Raw genomic sequence first — 26,535 nt, 5'->3', positions numbered from 1 at the left:
GAGGCGGCGCGCAAAATGAGGCTTATTCGTTTTCCTCGATCCAGGCCGCCTGAATGGCCTCCAGGATCTTCTCGCCACAGCGGTTGGGATCGTCATCAAAATCCGGCAGCTCCATCACCCATTTGCGCAGGTCGACGAAGTTGGCCGCAAGCGGGTCCACGTCCGGATAGTTGTCCGCGAGTTCGATGGCGATATCGTGAATATCCGTCCATTTCATCGGTGTGTCCCCTTAATGGCGCTCGGAAACCTGGTTGATGGTGTATTTGGGAATCTCGACCACCAGATCTTCCTTATCCACCACCGCCTGACAGGACAGGCGCGACTCCGGCTCCAGGCCCCAGGCCTTGTCCAGCAGGTCTTCTTCCAGCTCGTCCGGCTCACCGAGGGAGTCAAAACCCTCGCGCACAATCACGTGACAGGTGGTACAGGCGCAGGACTTTTCGCAGGCGTGCTCAATCTCCACACCATTCTGCAGCGCGGCGTCGCACACGGTGATGCCCGGTTCCACTTCAATGACCTTGCCTTCCGGGCACAGCTCCGGATGCGGCAGGAATACGATCTTCGGCATAACTCAAACTCTCACTCAGTCACCGCCCTCAGGGCTTATCAAATGGCCCTCAGGGCTTATCAAATTCATCCAGGCTGTGGCCCTGCATGGCGCGCTTGATGGACTTGTCCATGCGGCGGGCGGCGTAAGGCTCGGACAGCGTGTTCAACGCGTCGATGCGGTTGCGGATTTCCTCCGGCGTGCCGCCGTTGTGCGCGAGGCGCAGCGCTTCCATGGCACGCTCCAGCTCGCCGAGTTCGCGCTCGTCCAGCAGTTCCGCGCCGTCTTCCTGCAAGGCGACCAACATAGCTTCCAGGGTGCGCTCCGCCTCGACCTGAGCCTCGCGCAGGGCGCGCGCGGCGATGTCTTCCTCGGCGTTGGCGTAAGAGTCCTGCAACATGCGGGTAATGTCGGAATCCTCAAGACCGTAGGACGGCTTGACGGTGATTTCCGCGGCCACACCGCTGCTTTTCTCCACGGCACTGACCGCCAGCAGACCGTCCGCATCCACCTGAAAGGTCACGCGGATATGCGCCGCACCCGCCACCATCGGCGGAATACCGCGCAGTTCGAAGCGCGCCAGTGAGCGGCAGTCTTTCACCAGCTCGCGTTCACCCTGCACCACGTGGATGGCCATAGCCGTCTGGCCGTCCTTGAAGGTGGTGAACTCCTGGGCCTTGGCCACCGGAATGGTGGTGTTGCGGTGGATCAGTTTCTCCGTGAGCCCACCCATGGTCTCGATACCCAGGGACAGCGGGATCACATCCAGCAGCAGCAGGTCCTCGCGGGATTTGTTGCCCACCAGCACATCCGCCTGGATCGCGGCACCGATGGCCACCACCTGATCCGGATCGATGTCCGCGTGGGGCTCGCGACCGAAAAACTCCTGTACCTTTTCCCGCACCCGCAGGGTTCTTGTGGACCCGCCTACCAGTACCACTTCTTCCACATCGGCGGTATCGAGGCCCGCATCCCGCAGCGCGCGCTTGCAGGCGCGCAGGGTTTTGCCGATCAGCGGGTCGATCAATTCGGCCAACCCGTCGCGGGTCAGTGCGCCGGACCAGTGGTCGTAAGCCACCGGCACCGAGGTTTCCGCGGCAAGGGCTTCCTTGGCCGCGCAGGCAATGTCCAACAGTTTGCGCTGGGTGGCGGCATTGAGATCGGTGCCGAGGCCGGCCTCCACCGCTATCCACTCCGCCACCGCCCGGTCGAAGTCGTCTCCGCCAAGAGCGCTGTCACCACCGGTGGCGAGCACTTCAAACACGCCTTTGGACAAGCGCAGGATGGATATATCAAACGTGCCGCCGCCGAGGTCGTACACGGCGATGGTCTTGTCCGCCACGTCGCCGCCCTCTTCTGCCTTGTCGAGGCCGTAGGCCACGGCCGCGGCGGTGGGCTCGTTCAACAGTCGCAGCACCTTGAGGCCGGCCAGTTTTGCGGCGTCTTTGGTGGCCTGGCGCTGGGCCTCATCAAAATACGCGGGCACGGTGATCACCGCGCCATCGAGCGGGCCGCCGAGGGATTCGGCACCACGCTGGGCGAGCACCTTGAGAATTTCCGCAGACACCTGCACCGGGTTCACCGCACCGGCCACGGTCTCAATGGAGGGCATGCCCGCCATGTCCGCGGCGAAATTGTAGGGCAACTGCTCTCCGAAATGTTTGATATCGGCGAGGCCGCGCCCCATAAAGCGCTTGATGGAAATCAGGGTGTTGTAAGGGTCGTCACCGGCGGCGGCGCGCGCGCCGTAGCCAACTTCCACGCCGTCTTCGCGGTAGCGAACAGCAGAGGGCAGTATCACGCGCCCGTCTTCTGCCGGCAGAGCTTCCGCCGTCCCACTGCGCACCGTGGCCACCAGAGAGTTGGTGGTGCCGAGGTCGATACCTACCGCGCGCTTGCGCTGGTGGGGTTCGGGGGTCTGGCCGGGTTCGGAAATCTGCAGTAGTGCCATAGTGCTTTCAACAACTTATATACGTTCAGTCCAGTAGTTCTTCTTCAAGCGCGTCGATCTGCCGGCGCAACTTGGCGAGAAACTGCATTTTCAGCAGCGCGGCGCTGGCCGCATCCAGTGCCTGATTTCCCAGGCTCGCGGAAAAAGCCTGCTCCTGTGCACGGAAGAGCTCGTCGGCATCACTGCCTAACTCTTCCAGCTCCGCTTCCGGGTCGCCGGCATCGCGCACGTCTTCCAAGCGCTCGCGCAGGATCATCTGCTGCATCAGGAATTCGCCGTCGGCGGTGGTCTGCTCGGGATAGATCTCGATACCGGCCAGCTGCAGCAGGTATTGCGCGCGCGCCACCGGGTCTTTGAGGGTATTGTTGGCCTCGTTGATCTGCGCCGCATACTGCATGGACAGCATCTGCTCGCGCTCGGATTTCGCCGCGAAGCGGTCCGGGTGGAACTCCTGCTGCAGCTCCCGGTAGCGCTTGGTCAACGCCTGGCGGTCCACCTCATAGGTCTGCGGCAGGCCGAAAATTTCGAAATGGTTCTGCTGAAGCTTCATAAAGAAAGTTTCATTTCAGTTTGCCGAAGGTTCTATAGCAAAAAGGCCGGTATGCGCCTTGGCATCCGGCCTTCTGCTGCCAGAAAGTTTTCCGTTAAACGTGAAAGCTTTCGCCGCAGCCGCACTCGTTCTTGACGTTCGGGTTCTTGAAGGCGAAGCCTTCGTTCAACCCTTCCTTGACGAAATCCAGTTCGGTCCCGTCGAGGTAGGCGAGGCTTTTCGGGTCGACCACCAGTTTTACGCCGCCGGCTTCAAACACTTCGTCTTCCGCCTCGGCCCGATCTACAAACTCCAGTACATATGCCATACCGGAGCAGCCGGCGGTTTTCACACCGACACGGATGCCGATGCCCTTGCCGCGACTGGCCAGCTGTTTGGCAACATGTGCCTGGGCCGCTTCGGTCATGGTAATGGCCATATGCTCAGCTACTCCTTACCGCCAGGTTAACGCAGAAAACCCGGGATTAACCCGCGGCTTCTTCCACCGTCTCGCCGCGTTTTTCGCGGATATTGCGCACCGCCGCCTTGATGGCATCTTCCGCCAGCACGGAACAGTGGATTTTCACCGGCGGCAGCGCCAGTTCTTCGGCGATCTGGGTGTTCTTGATCTGCACCGCTTCGTCCAGGGTCTTGCCCTTCACCCACTCGGTGAGCAGGGAGCTGGAGGCGATGGCGGATCCGCAACCATAGGTTTTGAACTTGGCATCTTCAATGATGCCGGCGTCGTTCACCTGGATCTGAAGACGCATCACGTCGCCACAAGCCGGCGCGCCGACCATGCCGGTGCCCACGTTGTCCGCTTTGTCGTCCATGCGACCGACATTGCGGGGGTGTTCATAGTGGTCAATTACTTTATCGCTGTAGGCCATGACTGTACCCTCTCAATTCGTTTCCAATGTCGCCTCGAGCAGCAAATCAGTGTGCCGCCCATTCGATGGTGCTGAGATCAACACCATCTTTGTACATGTCCCACAACGGGGACAGCTCGCGCAGTTTTTCCACCGCCTTTCTTACTTCTTTGGCCGCGGTATCCACGTCCTGTTCCGTGGTAAAACGGCCGAAACTGAAGCGCAGGGAGCTGTGGGCCAGCTCGTCGTTCACACCCAGCGCGCGCAGCACATAGCTGGGCTCGAGGCTGGCGGAAGTACAGGCGGAGCCGGAGGAAATCGCCAGATCCTTCAGGGACATGATCAGGCTCTCACCCTCTACGAACGCGAAGCTCACATTCAGGTTGCCCGGCACACGCTGCTCCACGGAGCCGTTGATGTGCACCTCTTCCATATCCTTGATCTGGTCCCAGAAACGCTCGCGCAGGGCCAGCAGACGCTTGGCCTCTTCGGCCATTTCCTCTTTGGCAATACGGAAGGCTTCTCCCATACCCACGATCTGGTGGGTCGGCAGGGTGCCGGAACGCATGCCGCGCTCGTGGCCACCGCCGTGCATCTGCGCCTCAATGCGCACGCGCGGCTTGCGGCGCACGTACAGGGCTCCGATACCCTTGGGCCCGTATGCCTTGTGGGCCGAGAAGGACATCAGATCGACCTTGGTGTTTTCCAGGTCGATGTCGATCTTGCCGGCGCTCTGGGCGGCGTCCACGTGAAAAATCACCTTGTGCGCGCGGCACAGTTCACCGATAGCGGCGATGTCGTTGACCACGCCGATTTCATTGTTGACGTGCATCAGGCTCACCAGAATGGTGTCTTCACGCAGCGCTTCCGCGACCTGCTCGGGATAGACGATGCCGTCTTCCTTCGGGTTCAGGTAGGTGACTTCAAAGCCTTCGCGCTCCAGCTGGCGGCAGGTGTCGAGCACCGCTTTATGCTCGATCTTGGAGGTGATGATGTGCTTGCCCTTGCCCTGGTAGAAGTGGGCGGCACCCTTAATGGCGAGATTGTCGGACTCGGTGGCACCGCTGGTCCACACGATCTCACGGGGGTCGGCGTTAACCAGTTCCGCTACCTGGCGGCGCGCATCTTCCACCGCTTCCTCGGCTTTCCAGCCGAACAAGTGTGAGCGGGAGGCCGGATTGCCGAAGTTGCCGTCCATGGTCAACTGCTCCGCCATTTTACTGGCGACGCGCGGGTCTACCGGGCAGGTTGCCGAATAATCCAGGTAAATGGGAAGCTTCATAATCTCTCGTCTCCACTCGCCGGTTGCTGCCGGCACCATACTGCTGTCACTTGCTGCTTTTTCTGCGAAAAAACGCCGGTCAGTACCCATTGGCCTGACCGGGCGGCCGGCACCTTACTGCAAGCCGCCGATAATCGCTACTTTCTGTTCAATCGTACCGTCTGCCCCGTTGCGGCAATCCTGGCGGCGGGCCACCTCCTGTACTTCCGAGCGTTCCACCAAATCCGCGAGGCTGATGCCGTTGAGGAAGCCGTGGATCTGACGACTGAGATCCGTCCACAGGTAGTGGGTGAGGCACTGCTCCCCGCCGGAACAATCGCTGTTGCCGCCACAGCTGGTGGCGTCGACAGATTCGTTGACCGCGTCGATGATTTCCGCCACGCAAATGTCCGCGCCGGACCGCGCCAGACGGTAGCCACCGCCGGGTCCGCGCACACTGCATACCAGTCCGGACTGACGCAGGCGGGAGAACAGCTGTTCCAGATAAGACAGGGAAATATCCTGGCGCTTGGAAATGTCTGCCAGGCTGATGGGCCCCCGCTCCGCGTGCAACGCCAGGTCGAGCATGGCTGTTACCGCATACCGCCCCTTGGTTGTCAAACGCATAACGCCTCCTGTCACTCAGGCCCGCGGACATCCAGATAAGCCCGCACCATTGAATCGGGGCGCGAGTATGGAATAACCCACTACCTTGGTCAAGTATATAGCCGAGCGAACTGGTCGGGTATTTGGCGGGCAGTTATACCAATTAGTTATCCTCGCCGCGCTCTGTGGCATATCACCGGCGATTCCCCCGCCTGGACACCAATCAGTCGGGTCGCCCCTTGCCACCGGAGCGGTAAATATGGTTCTGGATCGCGGTCAGCATGCCGCGCAGGATACCCAACTCCATATCATCTGGACGTACTCGGCTGAACAGTCGACGCAGTCGGGTCATGGTCTGACGGGGATTGTCCGGATCGATAAAACCCAGCTCGCCGAGTGCCAGCTGCAGATGTTCGTAATAGAGTTCCATATCCGAGGCTTTCGCCGGCGGGCGGTCCCAGTCGTGGAAGCTGAGCGCCTCGCCGCGCTCGTCTTCCAGCGCGGCCATGCGCGCCTCGTACACCAGCACCTGCACGGCAGTGGCCAGATTCAGCGAGCTGTACTCCGGGTTGGACGGGATGTGCACGTGGAAATTGCACGCCTGCAACTCCTCGTTAGTGAGCCCGCGATCCTCGCGCCCGAACACCAGCGCCACCGGGTGGGTTTTGGCTTCGGCCACCGCGCGCACTCCGCATTCCCGCGGGGTGAGCAGCGGCCACGGAATACGGCGCTCGCGGGCGCTGGTGGCCACCACCAGGCCGCAGTCCGCCACCGCCTCTTCCAGACTTTCGACCACCACCGCGCTGTCCAGCAGCTCGGCGGCCCCGGCGGCGCGCCACACCGCGTTGGCAGCGGGGAACTCCCGCGGCTGTACCAGGTACAGCTGGCTCAGGCCCATATTTTTGAGCGCGCGAGCGGCGCCGCCGATATTGCCCGGGTGGGCGCTGTTCACCAGTACCACGCGGATATTGTCCAGCGCCTCGAGCGCGGAACGGGAAGCGGTGGAAGCTGCGGTTTCAGAGGGAGAGGTCGCCATGGGGATTTCCGGATACGGGCAGGGTCGGGTAGCCACAGGTCGACTACCGAGCCTACACTTGCGTGTTACAAAACGGGCGCGGAGTGTAGCAAAATTGCACAGAAATCCCTACAATCGCGCCCGCCCGGCAAGCCCGGTGCTGCTTTTTTAGAATCCACTAACTGATCGCGGAATTCCTATGGAACCCATGCTGAATATTGCCCTGCGCGCGGCGCGCAAGGCCGGTGAACTGATTGAACGTGCCTGGGAGCGCGGCGACCTGATGAAGTTTGAAGAGAAAGGTCGCAACGATTACGTGACAGAAGTGGACAAGGCCAGCGAACAGGAAATCATCTACCATCTGCGCAAGGCCTTCCCCAAACACAGTATTCGCGGTGAGGAGAGCGGCCTGCAGGAGGGCGCTGAGCCGGAGTACGAGTGGATCATCGACCCGCTGGACGGCACCACCAACTTTATCCACGGCTGCCCGCACTTCGCCATTTCCATTGCCTGCCGCTACCGCGGCCAGATCGAACACGCGGTCGTGCTGGATCCGATCAAGCGCGAAGAATTTACCGCGAGTCGCGGTCGCGGCGCCGCACTCAATGGCCGTCGCATCCGCGTATCCAACCGCCAGGGGTTAAACGGTGCGCTGATTGGCACCGGTATCCCATTCAATGGTCACGCGCTGGATAACATCGACCCTTACCTCGCGACCCTAAAAGAAATTGCCGGTCAGACCGCCGGTATCCGCCGCCCCGGAGCCGCCGCGCTGGACCTGGCCTATGTAGCCGCGGGCCGCTTCGACGGCTTCTGGGAAATGTACCTGAACACCTGGGATATCGCCGCGGGTTCGCTGCTGGTAAAAGAAGCCGGCGGCCTGATCAGCGACTTCCGCGGTGGCAACGATTACCTGGACAGCGGCAATCTGGTGTGCGCCACCCCTAAAACCTTCAAGCCGCTACTGCAGATCGTGGGCAAGCACCTGGGCAAGATCCGCTAGTAAACTACCGCACACCTGTACTGAACCGGCCCCGGCCGGTTCAGCTCCCCAGCTCAAGCCTGACGACTTCCCCATACTCGCTGACATCACACTCCGCAGCGCTCTCCGCCAGCAAATCTTCAAGCGGCAGTGGTCGCCCGATGTAATAGCCCTGCAGCAGATCCACTCCGATTATGTTGAGCCTTTCCGCGGTGGCTGCGTCTTCCACATATTCGGCAATGGTGCGCGCCTTCAGGCGGTGCGCAACCTGGTTGATGGACTCGACGATCATCAGGTCGACAAAATTCGATTCCACCTGCCTTACGAAACTGCCATCGATCTTGATGTAATCAATGGCAAATGCTTTCAGGTAGTTGAAGGAACTCAGGCCATTGCCAAAATCATCCAGCGCCACCTTGCAGCCCATTTCCCGCAGAGTGGCAACAAACCGGCTGGCGCTCTCCATCTGGTTGACCATCGCGGTTTCAGTAATTTCGATCCCCAGGCGATCAAACGGCAGCGCGGAATCCTTCAGTAGGGCAAACAGGCTCTGCTGGAAAGTGCTGTCTCCGATGGCTTCGGCAGACAGATTCATGGCAAAACTCAGGCCGCTCCGCGCAACGGCAGCTACCTGCTCCCGCAGGAACGTATTCATCACCCAGCTGTCCACTTGCAGCATCAGTCCGTAGCGTTCCGCCGCAGGGATAAACGCGCCTGGAGGAATCAGGCTGCCGTCGGCCTCTACCATGCGTACCAGCAGTTCGTAATGACTGATATTTTCGGGCTCGGCGGCACTGGCAATGGGCTGCGCAAACAGGCGCAGACGGTTCTCATCCAGTGCTTCGCGAATGCGCGACGCCATTTGGATTTCGCGGTGCTGATCCGCCGCGGCGCTGCTGTCAGTCTCGTACAACATCACCACGCCGCGCCCGGCGTGTTTTGCGGAATAGCAAGCCACATCCGCCTGGCTCATCAGGTCGGCAATCTGGCTGTTATCGCGGCGGATTTCGGTTACGCCCACACTGGCGCCCACATCGAAAATACGACCGCCCCAGGGGAAACGCAGCGCGACGATTTTCCGTACCAGTTGTTCACAGCGCCGCCGCGCCTGCTCTTTGTTGCAATCGCGCAGCAGAATGCCGAACTCGTCGCCGCCGAGACGCGCCACGCTGTCGTTCTCCCGCAACTCGCCACGCAGAAATCGCGCCACATTGCGCAACAGTGCATCACCCGCCTGATGCCCGGCACTGTCATTGATGACCTTGAAGCGGTCGAGATCCATATACGCGAGCACATGCACCGTTTCGGTATTGCGTACGCTGGCGACCGCATCCATCAGATCCCGCTTGAACGATTCGCGATTGGGCAGGCGGGTGAGATCATCGTGGCTCGCCTTGTAGCGCAGCTGCCGGATCAACTCGCGGGTTTCGGTCACGTCCTGGAACACCAGCACCGCACCGAGCAGCTGTCCGCCTCCAGTGCGCATGGGCGATGCGGAACATTTCACGTCGTAGCTGTTGCCGTGCCGGTTATGCAGCACCGTACCCTCGGAGGAGAACACCGGCATCACGCTGCTGAGGCACTCGGTAACGGGACAGGAAACCGGTTCGCCGTCACGGCCGTTGGCCATCTGCAGCACCGCGCTGACGGTCTTGCCCTTCACTTCTCCCAGCGGCCATCCGGTGAGCTGCTCTGCCACCGGGTTCATGAAGGTGATCTGTTGCAGTGGATCGGTCGCAATCACCGCGTCGGCGATGGCATTCAGGGTAACCTGCAAATGTTCTTTTTCCTCCTCCAGCGAGCGCGCCATATTTTTGTTGTCGGTGATATCCCGCAGCACACCGATAAGGCGCAGCGGTTCGCCACCTTCACCGGATTCCATGACGTGAGCAACCTCGTGAATCCAGCGCGCAGAACCTGAATCCGTGCGCACCCGGTACTGACAGTCGATATCCCGAGCGAGCCCGCTAAAATGCTCGCGCTGAGCCTGCAACAGCCGCTGGCGGTCTTCAGGGTTGACCCGGTCAATCCAGTCCTGGCGGCTGGTCAGATGCGCGGCCTCAATTCCCACACCACTGCTGAGCCACTCCGAAAAAAAGGTTTTGCCGCTAATGAGATCCCAGTCGTACACGACCTGACCGGTAACCGTAAGGGAAAATTTCCAGCGCTCCTCGGCCTTTGCCAACTGGGTCTCGCTGTGTTTTCTCCAGTCGATGTCTTCCACCTGCACCACGGCATACAGCGGCTCATTGCGTGCGCCGCGGGCGAGACTGCAGGACCAATGGCCCCAGATCCGCTCGCCACTCTTGCGTAGGAAGCGCCACTCGGCGTCCTGCACGAATCCCAACTGAACATCAATCAGCGGATTGTGCAGGCCAGTCCCGTTCAGGTTGGTCGCAGAATCCGCGAAGCAGACTACTTCGCGAATACTGAGCCCGCGCAATTCCACTTCCGAATAACCGATAAAGCGACAGAAACTTGGGTTGGCCTGGAGGATGCGATTGTCCAGCGACACCAGCAGCATTCCGATACGGGAAGACCCCATAGCCGCGCGAAAGCTGCTCTCCACCTCAATAATCCGCTGGCTTCGCTTGCGTTCGATACCAGAGGTAACCGCCATCACGTAGGCCGGCACCAATCCCACATACAACGGCAGAAAATCCAGGATATTGCGCGCGTTGCGCAATTTTTCCGGCAACCATTGCGGACCATTGATCAATAGCATCAGTAGCATCAGTGCCACAGAGAAAATCACCAGCAATGCCTGCGGCAATTCCAGGCGGGCGGCCGCCCATATCAGCGGAAGCGTGATGAATACGAACGGATCCGGAAATACCAACAGCAGCAACAGGATGCTGACCAGAGCGCCCACCCCCACCGACAGCAGACGAAGATCAGCGCGGGCAAACGAAGCCCTGGCGCTGGGCTCACTGGTAAGCAGATGGATCAGTGGCAGAAACATGCAGATGCCGATGGCATCTGCGAGATACCAGAGCAGGAACACCTCTCCAAACGGCAAACTGCGGAAATAGGCTGCAACGCCGGCGCCAATACTCGCCCCCACCACCGTCGAAAGAAAAGCACCAAAAAAAATGAACCTGATCCAGCGCCACAGACTGCCGAAGAAATCGCCATCCGCGCAGAAGTACCGCAGCATGCCGGCAGCGACCGTCACTTCGGCGACACCGGCCAGGGAGTACAGCGGTGCAATGAACAGTTCCAATCCGCTGGCCAACGCCGCCAGCAGATTTCCGCTAAAAATCGCGGCCAGCAGCAACGGCCAGGTGCGCGCTTCATGCCGATACAGCACGGCAATGGCGAGTGCATCCGCCAACCAGATAATGGCGACGCCATCGCTGAAGGAAAGGAAATTTTTGCAAAAATAGGCCAGACAAAAGCTGCCCGCCAACAGTAGCAGCGCATGGCTCAGCGGCATTTCCCGCCGATGACTGGTCACCGCTGCGCGGCCGGCCTTCAGGTTTTCACTTGCGTCGTGAAGGGACATCGAGCACAACTTCCTGTTGAAACTTTGTTTTTATTGTCTGGCAGGCTCAGTCCGATGTGATCGCTGGTGCCCTGATTTCTTTTTCCAACACAAATTATCCAACACAAACCGCCGGTTTCACCTGTTCTCCTGATCCCCAGCGCCTGCGGCATCCCTGGAGGAAAGGCTGTAGCGCAATCCCTCAGACAGCGACGCCAGATCGTAGGAAGTGGGCACACACACGTCTACATGCCGGCAGCGCTGATCGACAATACCGAGTAGCGGTATATGCGCGGTGGCGCTGTCGCCGCGGATAATGGCAGCGAAGTCCTGCAGGGAAACCCCCGGCAGGTCGCCGTCCAGCAGAATAACATCCGGGCGGACAGTGCGCGCCGCGAAGATACCCTTCATGGCGTCCGTGGCGATCTGGACTTCCACCTGGTGCACCGAGGCCAACACTGACCGCATGCGGCTGGCTGCAGAAGTCCTGCCGGCGACATACAGCACCCGGCAGCTCGGCAGCATCCGTGCGTAATCCGGACGCGCCGCCATCTGCAATACTTCATGAGGGGCGTCGTTCATCATGAATTCGATCCAGAATACCGAGCCCTGCCCCTCTTCGCTGTCAAAACCGATGCGCCCGCCCATGGCTTCCGTCAGCTGCCGGGCAATGGCGAGCCCCACACCGGTGCCCTCGATTTTTCCGCGCTCGGCACCGAGACGATTGAAAGGCTCGAACACCTGCGCCTGTTTGTCGGCGGCGATACCGCACCCCGTGTCCAATACACTGAGCCGCAACCACCCTTCCGCCTGGGGCGCAAAACTGATTACGACCCGCCCGTTCTCCCGGTTGTACTTAATGGCGTTGCCCATCAGGTTTAACACCACCTGCTTGAAGCGCACGCGATCCGCCAGGATATAGGCGCGCTCCCAGCCCAGCGCCTCAAAGGTAAGGCTCACCTTGCGGGTCTCTGCCAGCGGCTCCAACAACTGGCGACAATCCGCCACCAGCGAGGCCGGCTGTATCGGTTCAATAGACGGTGCCAGACGGCGGCTGTCGATGCGCGCCAGGTCCAGTACATCCCCCACCAGGTGCAGCATGTGCTGCCCCGCCTTGCGGATTTCTCCCAGGCGCAATCGCTGGTCAGGATTCAAGCTCTGATCCAGCTCCACCATCTGACTGTAACCGAGAATGGCGTTCAGCGGTGTGCGCAGCTCGTGGCTGAGGCTGGAGATCAGGGTATTGCGTTCGCTGTTTTCCTGCTTGAGCCGACGCAGCTCCTCTTCCAATCGGAGTTGCTTTTTCTTGCCCGCGGTGATGTCCTGCAGCGTACCGACTACCCGGATCGGTTGCCCCCCACTGCTGCATTGAACATTGCCCCGGCAGCGCACCCAGACGACTCCGCCCTCCCGGTGCCGCAGGCGAAACTCTATGTCCAGTGGCAGTTGCTCGCGCACATTGTCTTCCATCGCCTGCTTTACTTCGGGGTAGTCGTCCGGCTGCATGTGGGTCTTCCAGCGCGCCAGCGCCGTGCGCGCATCCGAGTCTTCCGGGCCTCGCGTGTAACCCAACATGCGCCAGCAGGCGGCATCGAGAACCACTTCGTCCACGCGCAGATCCCATTCCCACAGGCCATCGCCAACGGCATCCAGCGCACATTGAATGCGCTCACCGGAAAAATACGAGAGAGAGCGGGGAGAAAAAGACTCGCTGTAATCGGTACAGCCGCCCAGAAAGAAGCGCTCACCTGCGGAGTCGGTAAAGGCGCGGCCCCACAACCGCAACCAGAGCGGCTGCCCGTTGTGAGCAAATGCGCGGATGGTGGTATCAACAAAATTGCCCTGCAGGCAGAGGCGATGGCGCAACGACTGCAGGCTGTCGCGGTCATCTGAGTGCACCAGCGCCAGGTCCCCGGTCCAGACGCCGGCAAGCGCGGCCTCCGGGTCCCGGTGCAACTGCAACCATAGATTACCCGTGGCCCGCTGCACGCCACTGGCCGGGTGCCACTCCCATACACCGCGAGTGGCACTTAACAGCAGGCCGTGCAGGTACTGCACCTGTGTAAGCGCCTGCGCTGGCGGTAACCCTTCAAGCTCGCCGGGGGTGGCGAGGTTCAGGCCGACCGCTGTGGGTTGTGAAGATGCTGGGTTGGACACCGTGTTGCCGTCGGGCTTGTACTGGGAAATTCGGACACCGCTGGGATCGCGGACCACCCTGGCAAGTGAATCACTTATCGGCGGATAAAAAAAGGCCCCGCAAAGCGGGGCCCAAAATAGCGATGATGAGAGAAAACGGGAAGTCACGCATTATTTCGTATGCCATAACCCGTGATGGATTCCCGGAGCGCAGGCCAAGTGGCCTACACACTAGATAAAGCAATTGGCGTGCCAACTTTTAAATGAACAGTGAAAACCTGTTCCAACGGCCGTTTGCGAACAAATATTATCCAACTCAATCTGGCTGATGCTGATAGCATTTTGCTAATTGGGGCGTTGTTACGAAAAAATGACAGCGCTTGACCCAAATCGGAACGCAAAATTCCTTTTTCGCACCAAAAACGCGCACAAACCATTCATTTGGACATTAACTGACTAACTGTTCTCAAAATTTATCACCTGGTCCTCTCCGAAAGGTGTTCGTACGGGGTATCTGGGGTAGCATCTGCGCTGTTGGCTCTAACAAGGTTGTAACTATGAATGCTGTTCCCGAAGCTCCCCGCATCTGGCTGACCACGATTCTGTTTGCCAGTACCGCGCTCGCGGCCCTGGTACTGGTTCCGCTGTACGGTGTCCTGGTGGGCTATCACTGGTACCAGTGGCTGGCGTTTGCCGTTCTGGGCGCCTTCTGCGGATTTTCCATTACCGCGGGCTATCACCGCCTATGGTCTCACCGCACTTATGAAGCGCATTGGTCGCTGCGTCTGTTCTATGCCTTGTTCGGCGCCGCCGCGCTGCAGAACAGCGCCCTGATCTGGTGTTCCGGACACCGCCGCCACCACCGTCACTGCGACGACAACGATCAGGACCCCTACTCCGCCAAGCGCGGTTTCTGGTTCTCCCATATTGGCTGGATGTTGCGTGAATACCCCAGCGGCGAGGTGGATTTCGACAACGCCAAGGATCTGCAGCGGGATAAGATCGTAATGTGGCAGCACAACCACTATGTCCCGATCACCGTGGCGATGAACGTTGGCGTGCCTCTGGTCCTGGGACTGCTGACCGGCGACGTGCTGGGCATGATGCTGTTGGCGGGCGTGTTGCGTATTGTGGTCAATCACCACACTACGTTCTTCATTAATTCTCTGGCGCATATCTGGGGCCGCCGCCCCTACACCGACGAGAACACCGCCCGCGACAACGACCTGCTGGCGTTTTTCACCTTCGGCGAGGGTTACCACAACTACCACCATATTTTTCAAACCGACTACCGCAATGGCATCCGCTGGTACCAGTGGGATCCCACCAAGTGGCTGATCAAAACCGCCAGCTGGCTGGGGCTGGCGCGCAATCTGAAAACCGTGCCGGCGATGCGCATCCAGCGCGCCATGCTGTCCATGCAGTTCAAACGCGCCGAGCAGAAGCTGGAGAACTCCAAGCACAAAGAGAGCTGGAGAGAGCTGCTGGAACGCGAAGCACAGGATTTCTCCGCGGCTCTCGCCGAGTGGAAGGAACTGCAGCAGCAGCGCTACGAAAACGCCCGCGAGCGCTTAGTGAGCAAGTGGGAGAACGCAGCTATCCGCACCCGGGTAAAAGAGCTGGAATACAGCCTCAAAATGCAGCGCAAGCGCCTGCAGATCATGATGGAGCAGTTCCATCTGGCGCCTGCGGCAGCGTAAGGGATGCCCAATCCTGAAATAACAAAGCGGCTCAAGGGCCGCTTTTTTTATACCTGTAATAAATAGCGGAACTGGAATCCCTCTCTGATGGAAGAGTTGAACGCCGCCGGATATGCACTATAAACATAAGAAGAGGCAGCAGGAGACACACAATTCTTGCCCCCGATGCATCTACCGGCAAAAACATAATGAAATCAATCACCCAGAAGGCGCAGCGATGAAGACGTTCAAACAGGCCCACGAGATTCTCAAGAACGCCCAGAAGTTCCATCTGGATATGGCCGGTGTTTACCAACAGTTGCTGGTGAGTGCCCAGGACAACCGCACCCAGCTGCTGTTGAAGCACCTGCACGAGCACGAGTTGCGCATGGCCAACAACCTGAAGAACTACGGCGCGGTCGCCCAGCAGAAGGTGATGCAGACCTGGCTCCAGTACACCCATGAGGAGAACGCCGGCGACCTGGTGAAAAACCAATATCTGAGCGACAAACCCAGCATCGAGGAAATCAACCAACTGGGACAGGAAGTCGACCGCTATTTTTCCGATCTGTACCACGCCGTTTACGGCTCCATCGAGTCGGCAGAGGTCAAGGAGGTGTTTGAAAACCTCAAACATATTCAGGACAAGGAGCGGATCACTCTGTCCATGGCCACTAACTCTCTATGGGATATGTAGTCCCACCGCAATAACGCCCCGGGCCAGATACAAGTTCCATACGCGAACACTAACGGGCGCGGTCTGTGTGATCAAACACCCAATATCCGAAGGAAATTGGCGAAACTGGCGCACAAAATTCTGAATATGACGGCTTTGTGAAATCGCGGTATTGCTTTTCCCCGCATGTCATTGCTATTTTTGACAGCGATGTCATTTAGCGGTGCGTTTGTTGAAGCGCCGTACACCAATAAAAATAATCTTCCGCAAGGTGCACATTACATGATCAACAACAAGCTCCGGCTCGGTCTCGTGACCGCCGCCATGCTCGCCGCTGGACACAGCTTTGCCGCCGTGGACTGCTCCGGCCTTCCCGTATGGCAAGCCGGCCCCTCCTATTCCGGAGGCGCCGAAGTCCAGTACAACAACAACGCCTACAGGGCCAACTGGTGGACCCAGAACCAGAATCCGGAACAGTACTCTGGCCAATACCAGGAGTGGACGCTGCTCGGCTCCTGTGAGGGCGACGTAGACCCGCAGCTGCCCCCCGAGGGCTCGATTTCCGCCCCCCTGAACGGATCTGTCTTGACCCAAAATGACAGCGTTATCATATCCGTCTCCGCCAGCGACCCCGACGGCCAAGTCACCACCGTAGAGTTCTTCGTCAACGGCAGCCTGATTGCAACCGATACCTCGGCTCCCTGGGAGTCTTCGTGGACCGCCGCTGCCGCCGGCCCCGCGACATTCACCGCGCGTATCGTCGACAACGACAACCTTTCCGTCACCACAGCACCGGTGTCCATCACCGTGGACGAAGACGTGGTCGTGGGCCCGGTAGCGCCCTCCATCAACCTCACGTCCCCGGCGAATGGCTCCAGCCACACCACCGGCACCAGTCTCACCATCAGTGCGAATGCCACAGACAGCGACGGCAGCGTGAGCAAAGTGGAGTTCTTCGTGGACGGCGACCTGATCGCCACCGATACCAGTGCGCCTTACAGCACCCAGTGGATTGCCACACTCGGCGGCCACACCGTAACCGCCGTCGCCACCGACAACGACGAGCTTACCGCCAGCGTCGGCGCGGATATCGAGGTTAGCGACGAGCCGGTTGTGATCGGCGAACACCCCTGCCGCCCTGACGGGCTCTACACCACCCCGGGTACCGCGCCCAACTACTGCGACATCTACGACGCCGATGGCCGCGAAGATATGGGTGCCGATCATCCGCGCCGTATCATCGGCTACTTCACCAGCTGGCGTAACGGCGCCAACGGCCAGCCCAGCTACCTGGTGAAAGACATTCCCTGGGGCAAGATCACCCACATCAACTATGCCTTCGCCCATGTGGGCAGCGACTATTCCGTGTCGGTGGGCAACACCAGTGATCCGGGCAACCCCGCCACCGGTATGGAATGGCCGGGTATTGCCGGCGCGGAAACCGACCCGGATTACGCGTACAAAGGCCACTTCAATCAGCTGTCCAAATTCAAGGAACAGTATCCGGAGGTGAAAACCCTGGTGTCCGTGGGTGGCTGGGCCGAAACCGGTGGCCACTTCAATGAGAACGGCGACCGCGTGGCCGACGGTGGTTTCTATACCATGACCACCAATGCCGACGGCAGTATCAATCACGCGGGCATCGAGGCCTTTGCCAACTCCTCCGTCGACTTCATCCGCCAGTACGGATTCGACGGTGTGGATATCGACTACGAATACCCCACCTCCATGAATGACGCCGGCAACCCGCTGGACTTCGGCATCGCCAACCCGTTGCGCGGCGGCCTGATGGCGTCCTATGTGGAACTGATGCGGGTGCTGCGGGAAAAACTGGATGCAGCGGGCGAAGCAGACGGCACCCACTACCTGCTGACCATCGCTTCCCCCTCCTCCGGTTACCTGCTGCGCGGCATGGAAACCATGCAGATCACCCAGTACCTGGATTACGTCAACATCATGACCTACGACCTGCACGGGGCGTGGAATGAATATGTGGGCCACAACTCCGCATTGTTCGACAACGGCAACGACCCGGAACTGGCGGCGGCAAGCGTGTACAGCACATCCCAGTATGGCGGTATCGGTTACCTGAATATCGACTGGGCGGTGAAATACTTCCGCGGCTCCATGCCCGCCGGCCGTATCAATGTAGGTATCCCCTACTACACGCGCGGCTGGCAGGGTGTGAGCGGCGGCACCAGCGGACTCGGTGGCTCCGCGGCACTGCCTGCGCAATCCCAGTGTCCGGAAGGCACCGGCGGCTCCGCCAAGTGCGGCAACGGCGCCATCGGCATCGACAACATGTGGCACGACAAAAACAGCGTCGGCGACGAAATGGGGGCCGGCTCCAACCCCATGTGGCACGCCATGAACCTGCAACAGGGCATTCTCGGCAGTTATCTGGGTGACTACGGACTGGACCCGGCCAACGACCCGGACGACGCCCTCGTGGGCACTTACGTGCGCAACTACGACAGCGTCTCCGAGGCCCCATGGCTGTGGAATGCGCAGAAGAGCGTGTTCATCTCCACCGAAGACGAAGAGTCCATGGACGCAAAGGTGCAGTATGTCATCGACCAGGGTGTGGGCGGCATCATGTTCTGGGAACTGGCCGGCGACTACGACTGGGATGCGGCGAAAGGCGAGTACTTCATGGGTGACACCCTTACCACCCTGGCTTACGACAAGTTCGCCGGCGCGAGTAAATACCGCCACCTGCGCAGCGACCGCGCGGTGCCTGCAGAAGCGCTGAATATCGGCATCGAGATCACCGGCTTCAAGCTGGGCGACCAGAACTACCCGCTGAATCCGAAACTGGTCATCACCAACAATACCGGCGGCACCCTCCCCGGCGGCACTGTGTTCGAGTTCGATATGCCCACTTCCACCTCCAATATCATCACCGACCAGAGCGGCGCGGGACTGGAGGTAATTGAGGATGGTGCCAATGCCGGCGGTGGCAACGTGGGTGGGCTGGAAAACGAGTTCCACCGCGTCCGCTTCAGCCTCCCGGCCTGGCAGAACCTGGCGGACGGCGACAGCTGGGACCTGACGCTGAACTACTACCTCCCGGTTTCCGGTCCGCAGGCTTACACCGCCACGGTCAACGGCAGCACTTACGCGCTGGCGTTTGAGCACCCGGAACTGCCTCTGGCGGAGCTCGGTGGTGGTGACGGCGGCAGCTCCAGTGGCGGTAGCTCGGGCGGTGGCCAGAGCTGTGCCAGCGGCGCTACCTCCGGGCTGGTCACCTATCCCGAGTGGCCTCGCGGTGACCACGCCGCGGGCGGTGACCAGATCATCCACAACGGCAGTGTGTTCAAGGCCAATTGGTGGACCCAGTCGGTACCCGGCACCGCCGACGGTAGCTGGTCTTTCGTCTGTTCAATCTGACATTGAAAAACAAATTCATCGGCCGGCGACGCAGCGCCGGTCCCCTCTCTCACAGGATGGGTAGCAGTAATTTTTAAAATTCTCTCTGCGTTGTGACCAATAGGAAACTCCTGTACAGGAAATGCTCCTATCTTCGCCCCGGTTTCGATCGGGGCTTTTTTCATTTAGTGAAGTGGTAAAAACAAAAGGAAATCCCCATGAAATGTTTTTCTTCTCCTCGCACCAGTTACCTCGCCGCGGCCATCAGCGCGCTTGTGTTGGGTGGCTGTGGTGATAGCGGTAATGGCCGCGATGTGGCCACTGCCACAGAAGAGGCGAATGGACATCTGGAAAACGTCGTGCTGCAGACAGCGGAGACAAAGATATTTTTTGACGATTTTTCTTACCAGTCACTAGAGGAAATGGGCAAAAACCAGTGGAAGGCCCGCACTGAAACCGGTCACCCCGGCGTAAGCGGCGCGCGCTGGTCCGGCGACGGCATCAGTTTTCTGGCAGATGCGGAGAACCCGGGCAATACCCTGCTGCGCATGACCTCCTCTACCGATGGCAGTGGTGAAAACACCAACCACACGCAGTTCTGCCACCAGCGCAAGTACCTCGCTGGCACCTACGCCGCGCGAGTATTCTTCCGCGATGAACCGACCTCCGGACCGGATGGCGACCAGATCATCGAGACCTTCTATACCATCAGCCCGCTGAAAGCAGACATGGACCCCGACTACAGCGAGATGGATTTTGAATACCTCGCCAATGGCGGCTGGGGCGAGCCCGATAACGCGCTCTTCGCCACCAGTTGGGAAACCTTCAAACTGGATCCGTTTGTAAAGGACAACGAACACTCCACCAAGCCCGGCAGTTTTGCCGGCTGGCACACACTGGTGCTGCAGGCAGGAGACAACAAACTCCGCTATTTCGTTGACGGCGTACCGTTCGCCGAGCACAGTGAACGCGTGTTCCCGGAGGAGCCGATGTCGATCAACTTCAACCTGTGGTTCACCCAGGAGGGGCTGATCGACTCCAGTGAGCTCCGTAGTTACCAGCAGGAAGTGGACTGGGTTTACCACATTGCTGATCAGGTCCTGAGCCCGGAGCAGGTCGAGGAAGAAGTCCGCCGTCTGCGCTCGGGGCAAGTTGCATTTACCGATACGGTGCCGGACTGGAACCCGAAACTGGAATCCCCCTGCGGGCTCTGATATTTCAAAAATGTATGCACCACTCGCGGAGCGGCCACAGCCGCGCCGCGTTTTCTCATTTTTTAACGTTGACTGAATTCAGAAGTAGTAATCATGGTCAGTAAAAAACAACGACTCGCTTCGGTAGACGCCCTGCGCGGCTTCGATATGTTTTGGATCATCGGCGGCGAGGCACTGTTCCTGCCGCTGTTCGCTCTTACGGGTTGGTCCATTTTCCATTTCGGTCACGGGCAGATGCAGCATAGCGTCTGGCACGGATTCAGCTTTTACGACCTGATTTTCCCGCTGTTCATTTTCCTCTCTGGCGTTACCCTCGGTCTCGCCAACAAATCCCTGAGCGGCCTGCCTCTGGCACAGCGAGCACCGGTTTACCGCAAGGCGGTTAGGCGTCTGGTCCTGTTGATTCTGCTGGGCGTGGTTTACAACCATGGCTGGGGTACAGGCATTCCCGCCGATCTCGGTGAAATACGCTATGCCAGTGTGCTGGCGCGGATCGGTTTCGCGTGGTTTTTTGCGGCGATGATCGTGTGGCATTTTGGCGTGCGAACACAGTATGGGATTGCCGCGGGTATTCTCGCAGGCTACTGGCTGCTGCAAGCCAGCGCCGGCGATTTCACTCCGGGGGGCTCTGTAAATGCGTGGGTAGACCAGCACTTTTTACCGGGCATCACCTATCAACACCGTGCCTACGATCCGGAAGGTTTGCTTTCCACCATTCCGGCCGTGGTGAACGCCCTGTTCGGGGCGTTTGCCGGCCGCTGGCTGGCTAAGCACGCAGGGGATCACATTGCGATCCTCAAGGGGCTGTTTGTCGGTGCGGTGATCTGCCTTGTTGCGGGCTTCCTGTGGCACTGGGTGTACCCGGTCAATAAGGAACTGTGGACCAGTTCTTTTGTACTGATCACCTGCGGCTGCAGCCTGTTACTGCTGGGAATTTTTTACCTTGTTGTGGATATGTGGCACTGGAAAACCTTCACCTACGTTTTCTCGGTGATCGGCTGCAATGCCATTCTGGTGTATCTCGGTACCAGTCTGGTGAACTGGCAGTACAGCAGTAAGAGTCTGTTTGGGGGGATTGCCGCTGCCCTTTCCGAGCCTGCTGGTGCACTGACACTTGCTGTCGGAGTGATTCTGCTGCAGTGGCTGGTACTGCGCTTTCTCTACAAGCGTGGGATTTTTATCAGTCCCTGAACGTTCTTTGGGGTCCAGTGGTCCCGCTTAGTTAGGCCGGTGGCGGCGGAGCGCCGGGGATTCGTTTTCAAAACCGGGCTAGGCGCCCCCCTTCAATACATCCCTGTACGCTGCGTCGGCGACGTCCGTGTCGCCGACGCTTTTGAAAACGAATCCCCGGCACTCCGCCTTAAATTCAATTTCTGAGCTCTGTTCGGACAGCGATCAACCGTTTCCTGATATCTACGAAGTGGATACTTTGACACGAAGGCAAAGTGCTGGGTGCGGGTTTTCAGGAGCGTCGCAAACAGGATGTTTGCGCCGCAGCGCCCAGGGATGGGTTCACAGCGGTCCTGAAAACCCGCACCCTGTGCTTTGCCGCCACCGGACTAGCTTAAGAAGAAATGAATACCTACAAAGTGCAGAACTTTCCGAGCCATCGTTGCACCGCAACCACGATCGGCTGATTTGCATCCGGAAATTCGTAATCGGCGAGATCAGAAGCCGTGACCCAGGCCAGTGCCTGCCCCTCAACACCCCGCGCTTCACCGGAAAATTCCGTCACACACCAGGTATCGAGAAACACCTGCTTGTCACCGTAGTCATGGCGCACCTCGATGAGTTTCTCCATCGCCAGCACGCCAATATCCAGCTCCTCACGCAACTCCCGCGTCATTGCCTGCTGGATCGACTCACCGTCTTCCACCTTGCCACCGGGAAATTCCCAGCGCCCGCCCATATGCAAATGGTCCGGGCGCTTCGCCAGCAGAATGCGCCCGTCACCGCCGATGATTACACCCACGGCAACATGTACACATTTCTTCAGGCCAGCCTCCGCCATCAGGTGCGGTACTCCGCGTTAATGGTTACATACTCGTGGGAGAAGTCGCAGGTCCAGATATGTTCAGATACGTCTCCACGCTGCAGATCCACGGTAATGGTGAAATCCGACTGCTGGAAAATCTGCCCCCCCTGCTCCTCCGTGTACCCTTCTGCGCGACCACCGGCATCCACGATCTGCACATCGTCCAGGAACACGTTGACCTTCCCGGTGTCCAGATTTTCCACTCCCGCATTGCCAATTGCCATTACCAGCCGCCCCCAGTTGGGATCAGAGGCGTACATGGCTGTCTTAACCAGCGGCGATTCGCCGATCTCGAACGCCACACGCAGCGCTTCTTCCGAACTCGCAGCGTTCTTCACCTGCACAGTCACGAACTTCGTCGCACCCTCGCCGTCGCGCACGATGGCCTGGGCCAGTTCAATATGCACCTCGACAATAGCCGCCTTCAGGCGCGCGTAGGCGTCGCTGTGGGTATCGCCGATCACTTCACCAGTGGCGCCGCTGGCGATCAGTACGCAGGCGTCGTTGGTGGAGGTATCGCCGTCAATGCTGATACGGTTGAAGGATTGCGCTACCGCCTCTTTAACCAACTGGTCCAGCATTGGCTGCGGGATAGCCGCGTCGGTGGCTACGTAAGCCAGCATGGTGGCCATGTTCGGCTGGATCATGCCGGCACCCTTGGCGATGCCGACGATGGAAATGGTCTCACCGGCGATTTCCAGGGTGCGGCTCGCGGTTTTCGGGCGGGTGTCGGTGGTCATGATGGCGCGCGACGCCATTTCCCAGCCTTCGGCTTTCAGGCCGCCGGCAGCGGCGGGCAGTGCGTCGAGAATTTTCTGCACTGGCAGGTGCTCGCCGATCACGCCGGTGCTGAACGGCAGTACCTGTGCCGCGTCGATACCGAGTACAGCGGCCACCCCCTCACAGCACTGCTGCGCGTTCTGCAAGCCGCGCTCGCCGGTGGCCGCGTTGGCGTTGCCGGCATTGACCAACAGGGCGCGGATATTGCCGCGTCGGATATGCTCTTTCGCCACCAGCACCGGTGCCGCGCAGAAGGCGTTCTTGGTGAACGTCGCGGAGACGCTGGCGCCTTCGGCGATTTCGATCAACAGGACGTCGTCGCGCTGCCAGTTTTTGATGTTGGCGGGAACGGCGGAAAGACGGACACCGGGAATCTGTGGAAGTGGCTGCGCCATGATCGTTGGCCTTGTGAGTTGAACAAACGGGGCGGAATTATATAAACGGGATGCGCCAAACAAAAAGGCCCGCGGAAATCTCCTCGGGCCTTTTTGCACTGCTTACTGTCGCATCTACCTCGTCATCAGGTAGCAGAAGAAGTCAGCCTGCCGTGGCACTGCTTGTACTTTTTACCGGAACCACAGGGGCAGGGATCGTTGCGCCCGACCCGCGGGCCGCGGCGGGCCGGTTCGCCATCTGTGGCCTCTTCCGCCTGCGGCATGGCAGAGGCCTGCGCGTGTTGCAGCTCCAGCTGCTGGCGGCGCTGGGCTTCGATGCGGCGCTGCTCCATTTCTTCCATCTGCTCGCGGGTCATGGGCTCAACGTGGGCCAGCACACGCACCACTTCGTGCTTGAGGTTGTCCAGCAGCCCCTGGAACAGGTGGAAGGACTCGCGCTTGAATTCCTGTTTAGGGTTCTTGTTGGCATAGGCGCGCAGGCCGATACCGGCGCGCAGGTGATCCATGCTGGAGAGATGGTCTTTCCACAACTGGTCCAGCACCTGCAACATGACCTGGCGCTCGATTGTTGGCATCAGGTTGGCGTCACCGGTACTTTCGGCAATGCGCACAAGCTTCTGTTGGTAGGCCTGTTGTGCTTCTGTAACAATTTTTTCCCGCAGGCTTTCCTCGTGCAGGGTGCGGTCTTCGTCAAGCCACTGCTTGACCGGCAGTTGCAGACCCAGCTCCGACGCCAGCTGTTGCTCCAGCGCGGGGATGTCCCATTGCTCCTCCACACTCTGTGGCGGCACATAGGTGGAGATAAGGTCGTTTACCACATCCTCGCGGATGGCGGTGACGGTATCGCTGATGCTTTCTGCTTCCAGCAGCTCGTTGCGCTGGGAGTAGATGACCTGGCGCTGGTCGTTGGCGACGTCGTCGTACTCCAGCAGTTGCTTGCGGATGTCGAAGTTGCGGCCTTCCACCCGGCGCTGCGCCTTCTCGATGGCGTTGGAAACCATGCGGTGCTCAATGGCCTCGCCGCGCTCCATCCCCAGCATCTGCATGAAGTTCTTCACCCGGTCGGAGGCGAAGATGCGCATCAGGTTGTCTTCCAGAGACAAGTAGAAACGGGTCATCCCCGGGTCGCCCTGACGGCCAGCGCGGCCGCGCAGCTGGTTGTCGATACGACGGGACTCGTGCCGTTCGGTGCCGATGATGTGCAGGCCACCGGCCTCAATGACGGTATCGTGACGCTTCTGCCACTCGGCCTTGATCGCCGCGACTTCCTCGGCGCTGGCTTCACGGCCTTCGCGTTGTTGCAGGTCTTCAACATCCGCTTCCCAGTTGCCGCCGAGTACGATGTCGGTGCCGCGACCGGCCATGTTAGTGGCGATGGTCACAGTCCCCGGGCGACCAGCCTGGGCGATGATGTGCGCCTCACGCTCGTGGTATTTGGCGTTCAGCACCTGGTGTTCGATCTTGGCCTTCTGCAGCAGGCGCGACATTTCCTCGGAGGTTTCAATGGACGCGGTGCCTACCAGTATCGGGGCGTTTTTCTCGCGGCAGTATTTGATGTCCTCAATAATGGCCTCGAGCTTTTCTTCCTTGGTGAGGTACACCAGGTCGTTGAGGTCCTGCCGCTGCTTTTCGCGATTGGTGGGGATGACTACGACGTCGAGGCCGTAGATCTGACGGAATTCAAAAGCTTCGGTATCCGCGGTACCGGTCATACCGGCGAGTTTTGGATAGAAGCGGAACAGGTTCTGGAAGGTAGTGGAGGCCAGGGTCTGGCTCTCGCTCTGGATCTGCACGTTTTCCTTCGCTTCCAGCGCCTGGTGCAGGCCTTCGGACAGGCGGCGGCCAGGCATGGTACGGCCGGTGTGTTCGTCGATCAGCACCACCTGACCGTTCTGCACGATGTAGTCCACATCCTTGTTGAACAGCACATGGGCGCGCAGAGCGGCGTTGACGTGGTGCATAAGCCCCAGGTTGCCCGGCGCATACAGGGATTCACCGTCGCGCAGCAGGCCGTTGCGCACCAGCAGGTCTTCGACCAGTTGGTGCCCGTCTTCGGTCATTTCCACCTGGCGGCTCTTCTCATCCACGGTGTAGTGACCTTCACCACCTTCCTCCGCGCGCTGCAGCTGCGGCACCAGCTTGTTCATGGCCCTGTACAGGTGTGAGGAATCCTCCGCCTGACCGGAAATGATCAGCGGTGTGCGCGCCTCGTCGATCAGGATGGAGTCCACCTCATCGACGATGGCGAAATTCTGCGGGCGCTGAACCCGGTCTTCCTTGCGCAGCACCATGTTGTCGCGCAGGTAGTCGAAGCCGAATTCATTATTGGTACCGTAAGTGATGTCCGCCTCGTAGGCCGCACGCTTCTCCAGTGGATGTTGCTGGGACACCACGATACCCACAGTGAGGCCGAGGAACTCGTATACAGGGCGCATCCAGTTGGCGTCGCGACTGGCGAGGTAGTCATTCACGGTCACAATGTGCACGCCCTTACCTTCCAGCGCGTTGAGGTAAGCAGGCAGGGTCGCCACCAGAGTTTTACCCTCACCGGTGCGCATTTCTGCGATGCGACCTTCGTGCAGGGTCATACCACCGATCATCTGCACGTCGAAGTGACGCAGTCCCAGGGTACGGGCGCTGGCCTCGCGCACGGCGGAAAATGCCTCCGGAAGCAGCTGATCCAGTGTTTCGCCTTTCTCCAGACGCGCTCTGAATTCATCGGTCTTGGCTTTCAGCGCGGCGTCGTCGAGCCCTTTGTATTCCTCTTCCAGCGCATTGATTTTCGCCACGGTCTTGCGCATACGCTTGAGTTCGCGGTCATTTTTTGAGCCGAAGACCGTCTTTATCAGTTTGCCAATCATTATTCAGAAACCACATTAAAGCTGAGTGTACCCGCGCTCCCGGCGCTTGGGGCCGCGTGAAAGGGTGCAAGTAAACAGGAAGGTGCCGGGCGCCGCAACCGTATAGGAAACTGCGGGCGCCAAAGCAGGATTGCAAGCCTCCTGCC

At 59.6% G+C, this 26,535-nt stretch carries 20 protein-coding genes; 6 read left to right on the top strand and 14 right to left on the bottom strand.

Annotated features, from left to right (window positions below):
• Positions 1-22: 22 nt before the first annotated feature.
• The 9 genes from iscX to trmJ form a co-directional block, all read right to left on the bottom strand.
• The gene (gene iscX, locus GNX18_RS00545) at positions 23-217 is read right to left on the bottom strand and encodes a Fe-S cluster assembly protein IscX (RefSeq protein WP_166214762.1); all 195 of its coding nucleotides are present in this window, start codon (positions 215-217) and stop codon (positions 23-25) included.
• Positions 218-229: 12 nt separating this feature from the next.
• Positions 230-568 (bottom strand): ISC system 2Fe-2S type ferredoxin, encoded by a 339-nt coding sequence (gene fdx, locus GNX18_RS00540; RefSeq protein WP_138235852.1) that lies wholly within the window; start codon positions 566-568, stop codon positions 230-232.
• 49 nt (positions 569-617) lie between these two features.
• Positions 618-2,498 (bottom strand): Fe-S protein assembly chaperone HscA, encoded by a 1,881-nt coding sequence (hscA, locus tag GNX18_RS00535; RefSeq protein WP_166214760.1) that lies wholly within the window; start codon positions 2,496-2,498, stop codon positions 618-620.
• Between the two features lie 25 nt (positions 2,499-2,523).
• Positions 2,524-3,048, bottom strand: a complete 525-nt coding sequence (gene hscB, locus GNX18_RS00530) for a Fe-S protein assembly co-chaperone HscB (RefSeq protein WP_166214758.1) — start codon at positions 3,046-3,048, stop codon at positions 2,524-2,526.
• Between the two features lie 94 nt (positions 3,049-3,142).
• The gene (gene iscA / locus GNX18_RS00525; RefSeq protein ID WP_166214756.1) at positions 3,143-3,466 is read right to left on the bottom strand and encodes an iron-sulfur cluster assembly protein IscA; all 324 of its coding nucleotides are present in this window, start codon (positions 3,464-3,466) and stop codon (positions 3,143-3,145) included.
• Positions 3,467-3,512: 46 nt separating this feature from the next.
• A complete protein-coding gene (gene iscU, locus GNX18_RS00520; RefSeq protein WP_138235849.1) occupies positions 3,513-3,917 on the bottom strand; it encodes a Fe-S cluster assembly scaffold IscU in 405 nt (134 codons plus the stop codon).
• 46 nt (positions 3,918-3,963) lie between these two features.
• Positions 3,964-5,178: an IscS subfamily cysteine desulfurase gene (locus GNX18_RS00515; protein ID WP_138235848.1), complete on the bottom strand. Its 1,215-nt coding sequence runs from the start codon at positions 5,176-5,178 to the stop codon at positions 3,964-3,966.
• A 114-nt stretch (positions 5,179-5,292) separates the two neighbouring features.
• Entirely contained in the window at positions 5,293-5,784 is a 492-nt protein-coding gene (gene iscR / locus GNX18_RS00510) for a Fe-S cluster assembly transcriptional regulator IscR (RefSeq protein WP_138235847.1), read from the bottom strand.
• Between the two features lie 202 nt (positions 5,785-5,986).
• Positions 5,987-6,799: a tRNA (cytosine(32)/uridine(32)-2'-O)-methyltransferase TrmJ gene (trmJ, locus tag GNX18_RS00505; RefSeq protein ID WP_240914125.1), complete on the bottom strand. Its 813-nt coding sequence runs from the start codon at positions 6,797-6,799 to the stop codon at positions 5,987-5,989.
• A 178-nt stretch (positions 6,800-6,977) separates the two neighbouring features.
• Between trmJ and GNX18_RS00500 the strand changes: the two genes are divergently transcribed.
• Positions 6,978-7,781 carry an inositol monophosphatase family protein gene (locus GNX18_RS00500; protein WP_166214754.1) on the top strand — a complete coding sequence of 268 codons (804 nt, stop codon included), beginning with the start codon at positions 6,978-6,980 and terminating at the stop codon, positions 7,779-7,781.
• Between the two features lie 40 nt (positions 7,782-7,821).
• Here GNX18_RS00500 and GNX18_RS00495 read toward each other — a convergent pair whose 3' ends face one another.
• Both GNX18_RS00495 and GNX18_RS00490 read right to left on the bottom strand, forming a co-directional pair.
• On the bottom strand, positions 7,822-11,265 hold the full coding sequence (locus tag GNX18_RS00495; protein WP_166214752.1) for an EAL domain-containing protein: 3,444 nt from the start codon (positions 11,263-11,265) through the stop codon (positions 7,822-7,824).
• 117 nt (positions 11,266-11,382) lie between these two features.
• A complete protein-coding gene (locus GNX18_RS00490; protein WP_240914124.1) occupies positions 11,383-13,401 on the bottom strand; it encodes a hybrid sensor histidine kinase/response regulator in 2,019 nt (672 codons plus the stop codon).
• Positions 13,402-13,937: 536 nt separating this feature from the next.
• On the opposite strand from GNX18_RS00490, the gene GNX18_RS00485 reads away from it, so the two are divergent.
• The 5 genes from GNX18_RS00485 (at position 13,938) to nagX (ending at position 21,509) form a co-directional block, all read left to right on the top strand.
• Positions 13,938-15,080, top strand: a complete 1,143-nt coding sequence (locus GNX18_RS00485) for a fatty acid desaturase (protein WP_138235844.1) — start codon at positions 13,938-13,940, stop codon at positions 15,078-15,080.
• 217 nt (positions 15,081-15,297) lie between these two features.
• Entirely contained in the window at positions 15,298-15,756 is a 459-nt protein-coding gene (locus GNX18_RS00480; RefSeq protein WP_138235843.1) for a hypothetical protein, read from the top strand.
• 261 nt (positions 15,757-16,017) lie between these two features.
• The gene (locus tag GNX18_RS00475; protein WP_166214750.1) at positions 16,018-19,125 is read left to right on the top strand and encodes a chitinase C-terminal domain-containing protein; all 3,108 of its coding nucleotides are present in this window, start codon (positions 16,018-16,020) and stop codon (positions 19,123-19,125) included.
• Positions 19,126-19,322: 197 nt separating this feature from the next.
• Positions 19,323-20,318 (top strand): glycoside hydrolase family 16 protein, encoded by a 996-nt coding sequence (locus GNX18_RS00470; protein WP_166214748.1) that lies wholly within the window; start codon positions 19,323-19,325, stop codon positions 20,316-20,318.
• A gap of 93 nt (positions 20,319-20,411) precedes the next feature.
• A complete protein-coding gene (nagX, locus tag GNX18_RS00465; RefSeq protein ID WP_166214746.1) occupies positions 20,412-21,509 on the top strand; it encodes a transmembrane glucosamine N-acetyltransferase NagX in 1,098 nt (365 codons plus the stop codon).
• A gap of 391 nt (positions 21,510-21,900) precedes the next feature.
• Here the strand turns inward: nagX and mutT are convergent, their stop codons facing one another.
• The 3 genes from mutT to secA all read right to left on the bottom strand — a co-directional run bounded on the left by mutT (position 21,901) and on the right by secA (position 26,389).
• Complete coding sequence (mutT, locus tag GNX18_RS00460; RefSeq protein WP_138235839.1) at positions 21,901-22,329, bottom strand: 8-oxo-dGTP diphosphatase MutT; 429 nt, start codon at positions 22,327-22,329, stop codon at positions 21,901-21,903.
• The gene (gene argJ, locus GNX18_RS00455; RefSeq protein WP_166214744.1) at positions 22,329-23,528 is read right to left on the bottom strand and encodes a bifunctional glutamate N-acetyltransferase/amino-acid acetyltransferase ArgJ; all 1,200 of its coding nucleotides are present in this window, start codon (positions 23,526-23,528) and stop codon (positions 22,329-22,331) included. The genes mutT and argJ overlap by 1 nt, the downstream gene beginning before the upstream one ends.
• A gap of 125 nt (positions 23,529-23,653) precedes the next feature.
• On the bottom strand, positions 23,654-26,389 hold the full coding sequence (gene secA, locus GNX18_RS00450) for a preprotein translocase subunit SecA (protein ID WP_166214742.1): 2,736 nt from the start codon (positions 26,387-26,389) through the stop codon (positions 23,654-23,656).
• Positions 26,390-26,535 lie beyond the last annotated feature (146 nt).

The sequence above is a fragment of the Microbulbifer sp. SH-1 genome (genome assembly GCF_011326135.1).
GTDB classification, from domain to species: Bacteria; Pseudomonadota; Gammaproteobacteria; order Pseudomonadales; family Cellvibrionaceae; genus Microbulbifer; species Microbulbifer harenosus.
Note: the sequence above shows the minus strand (reverse complement) of the source record. Positions and strands in the feature narration are given on the sequence as shown.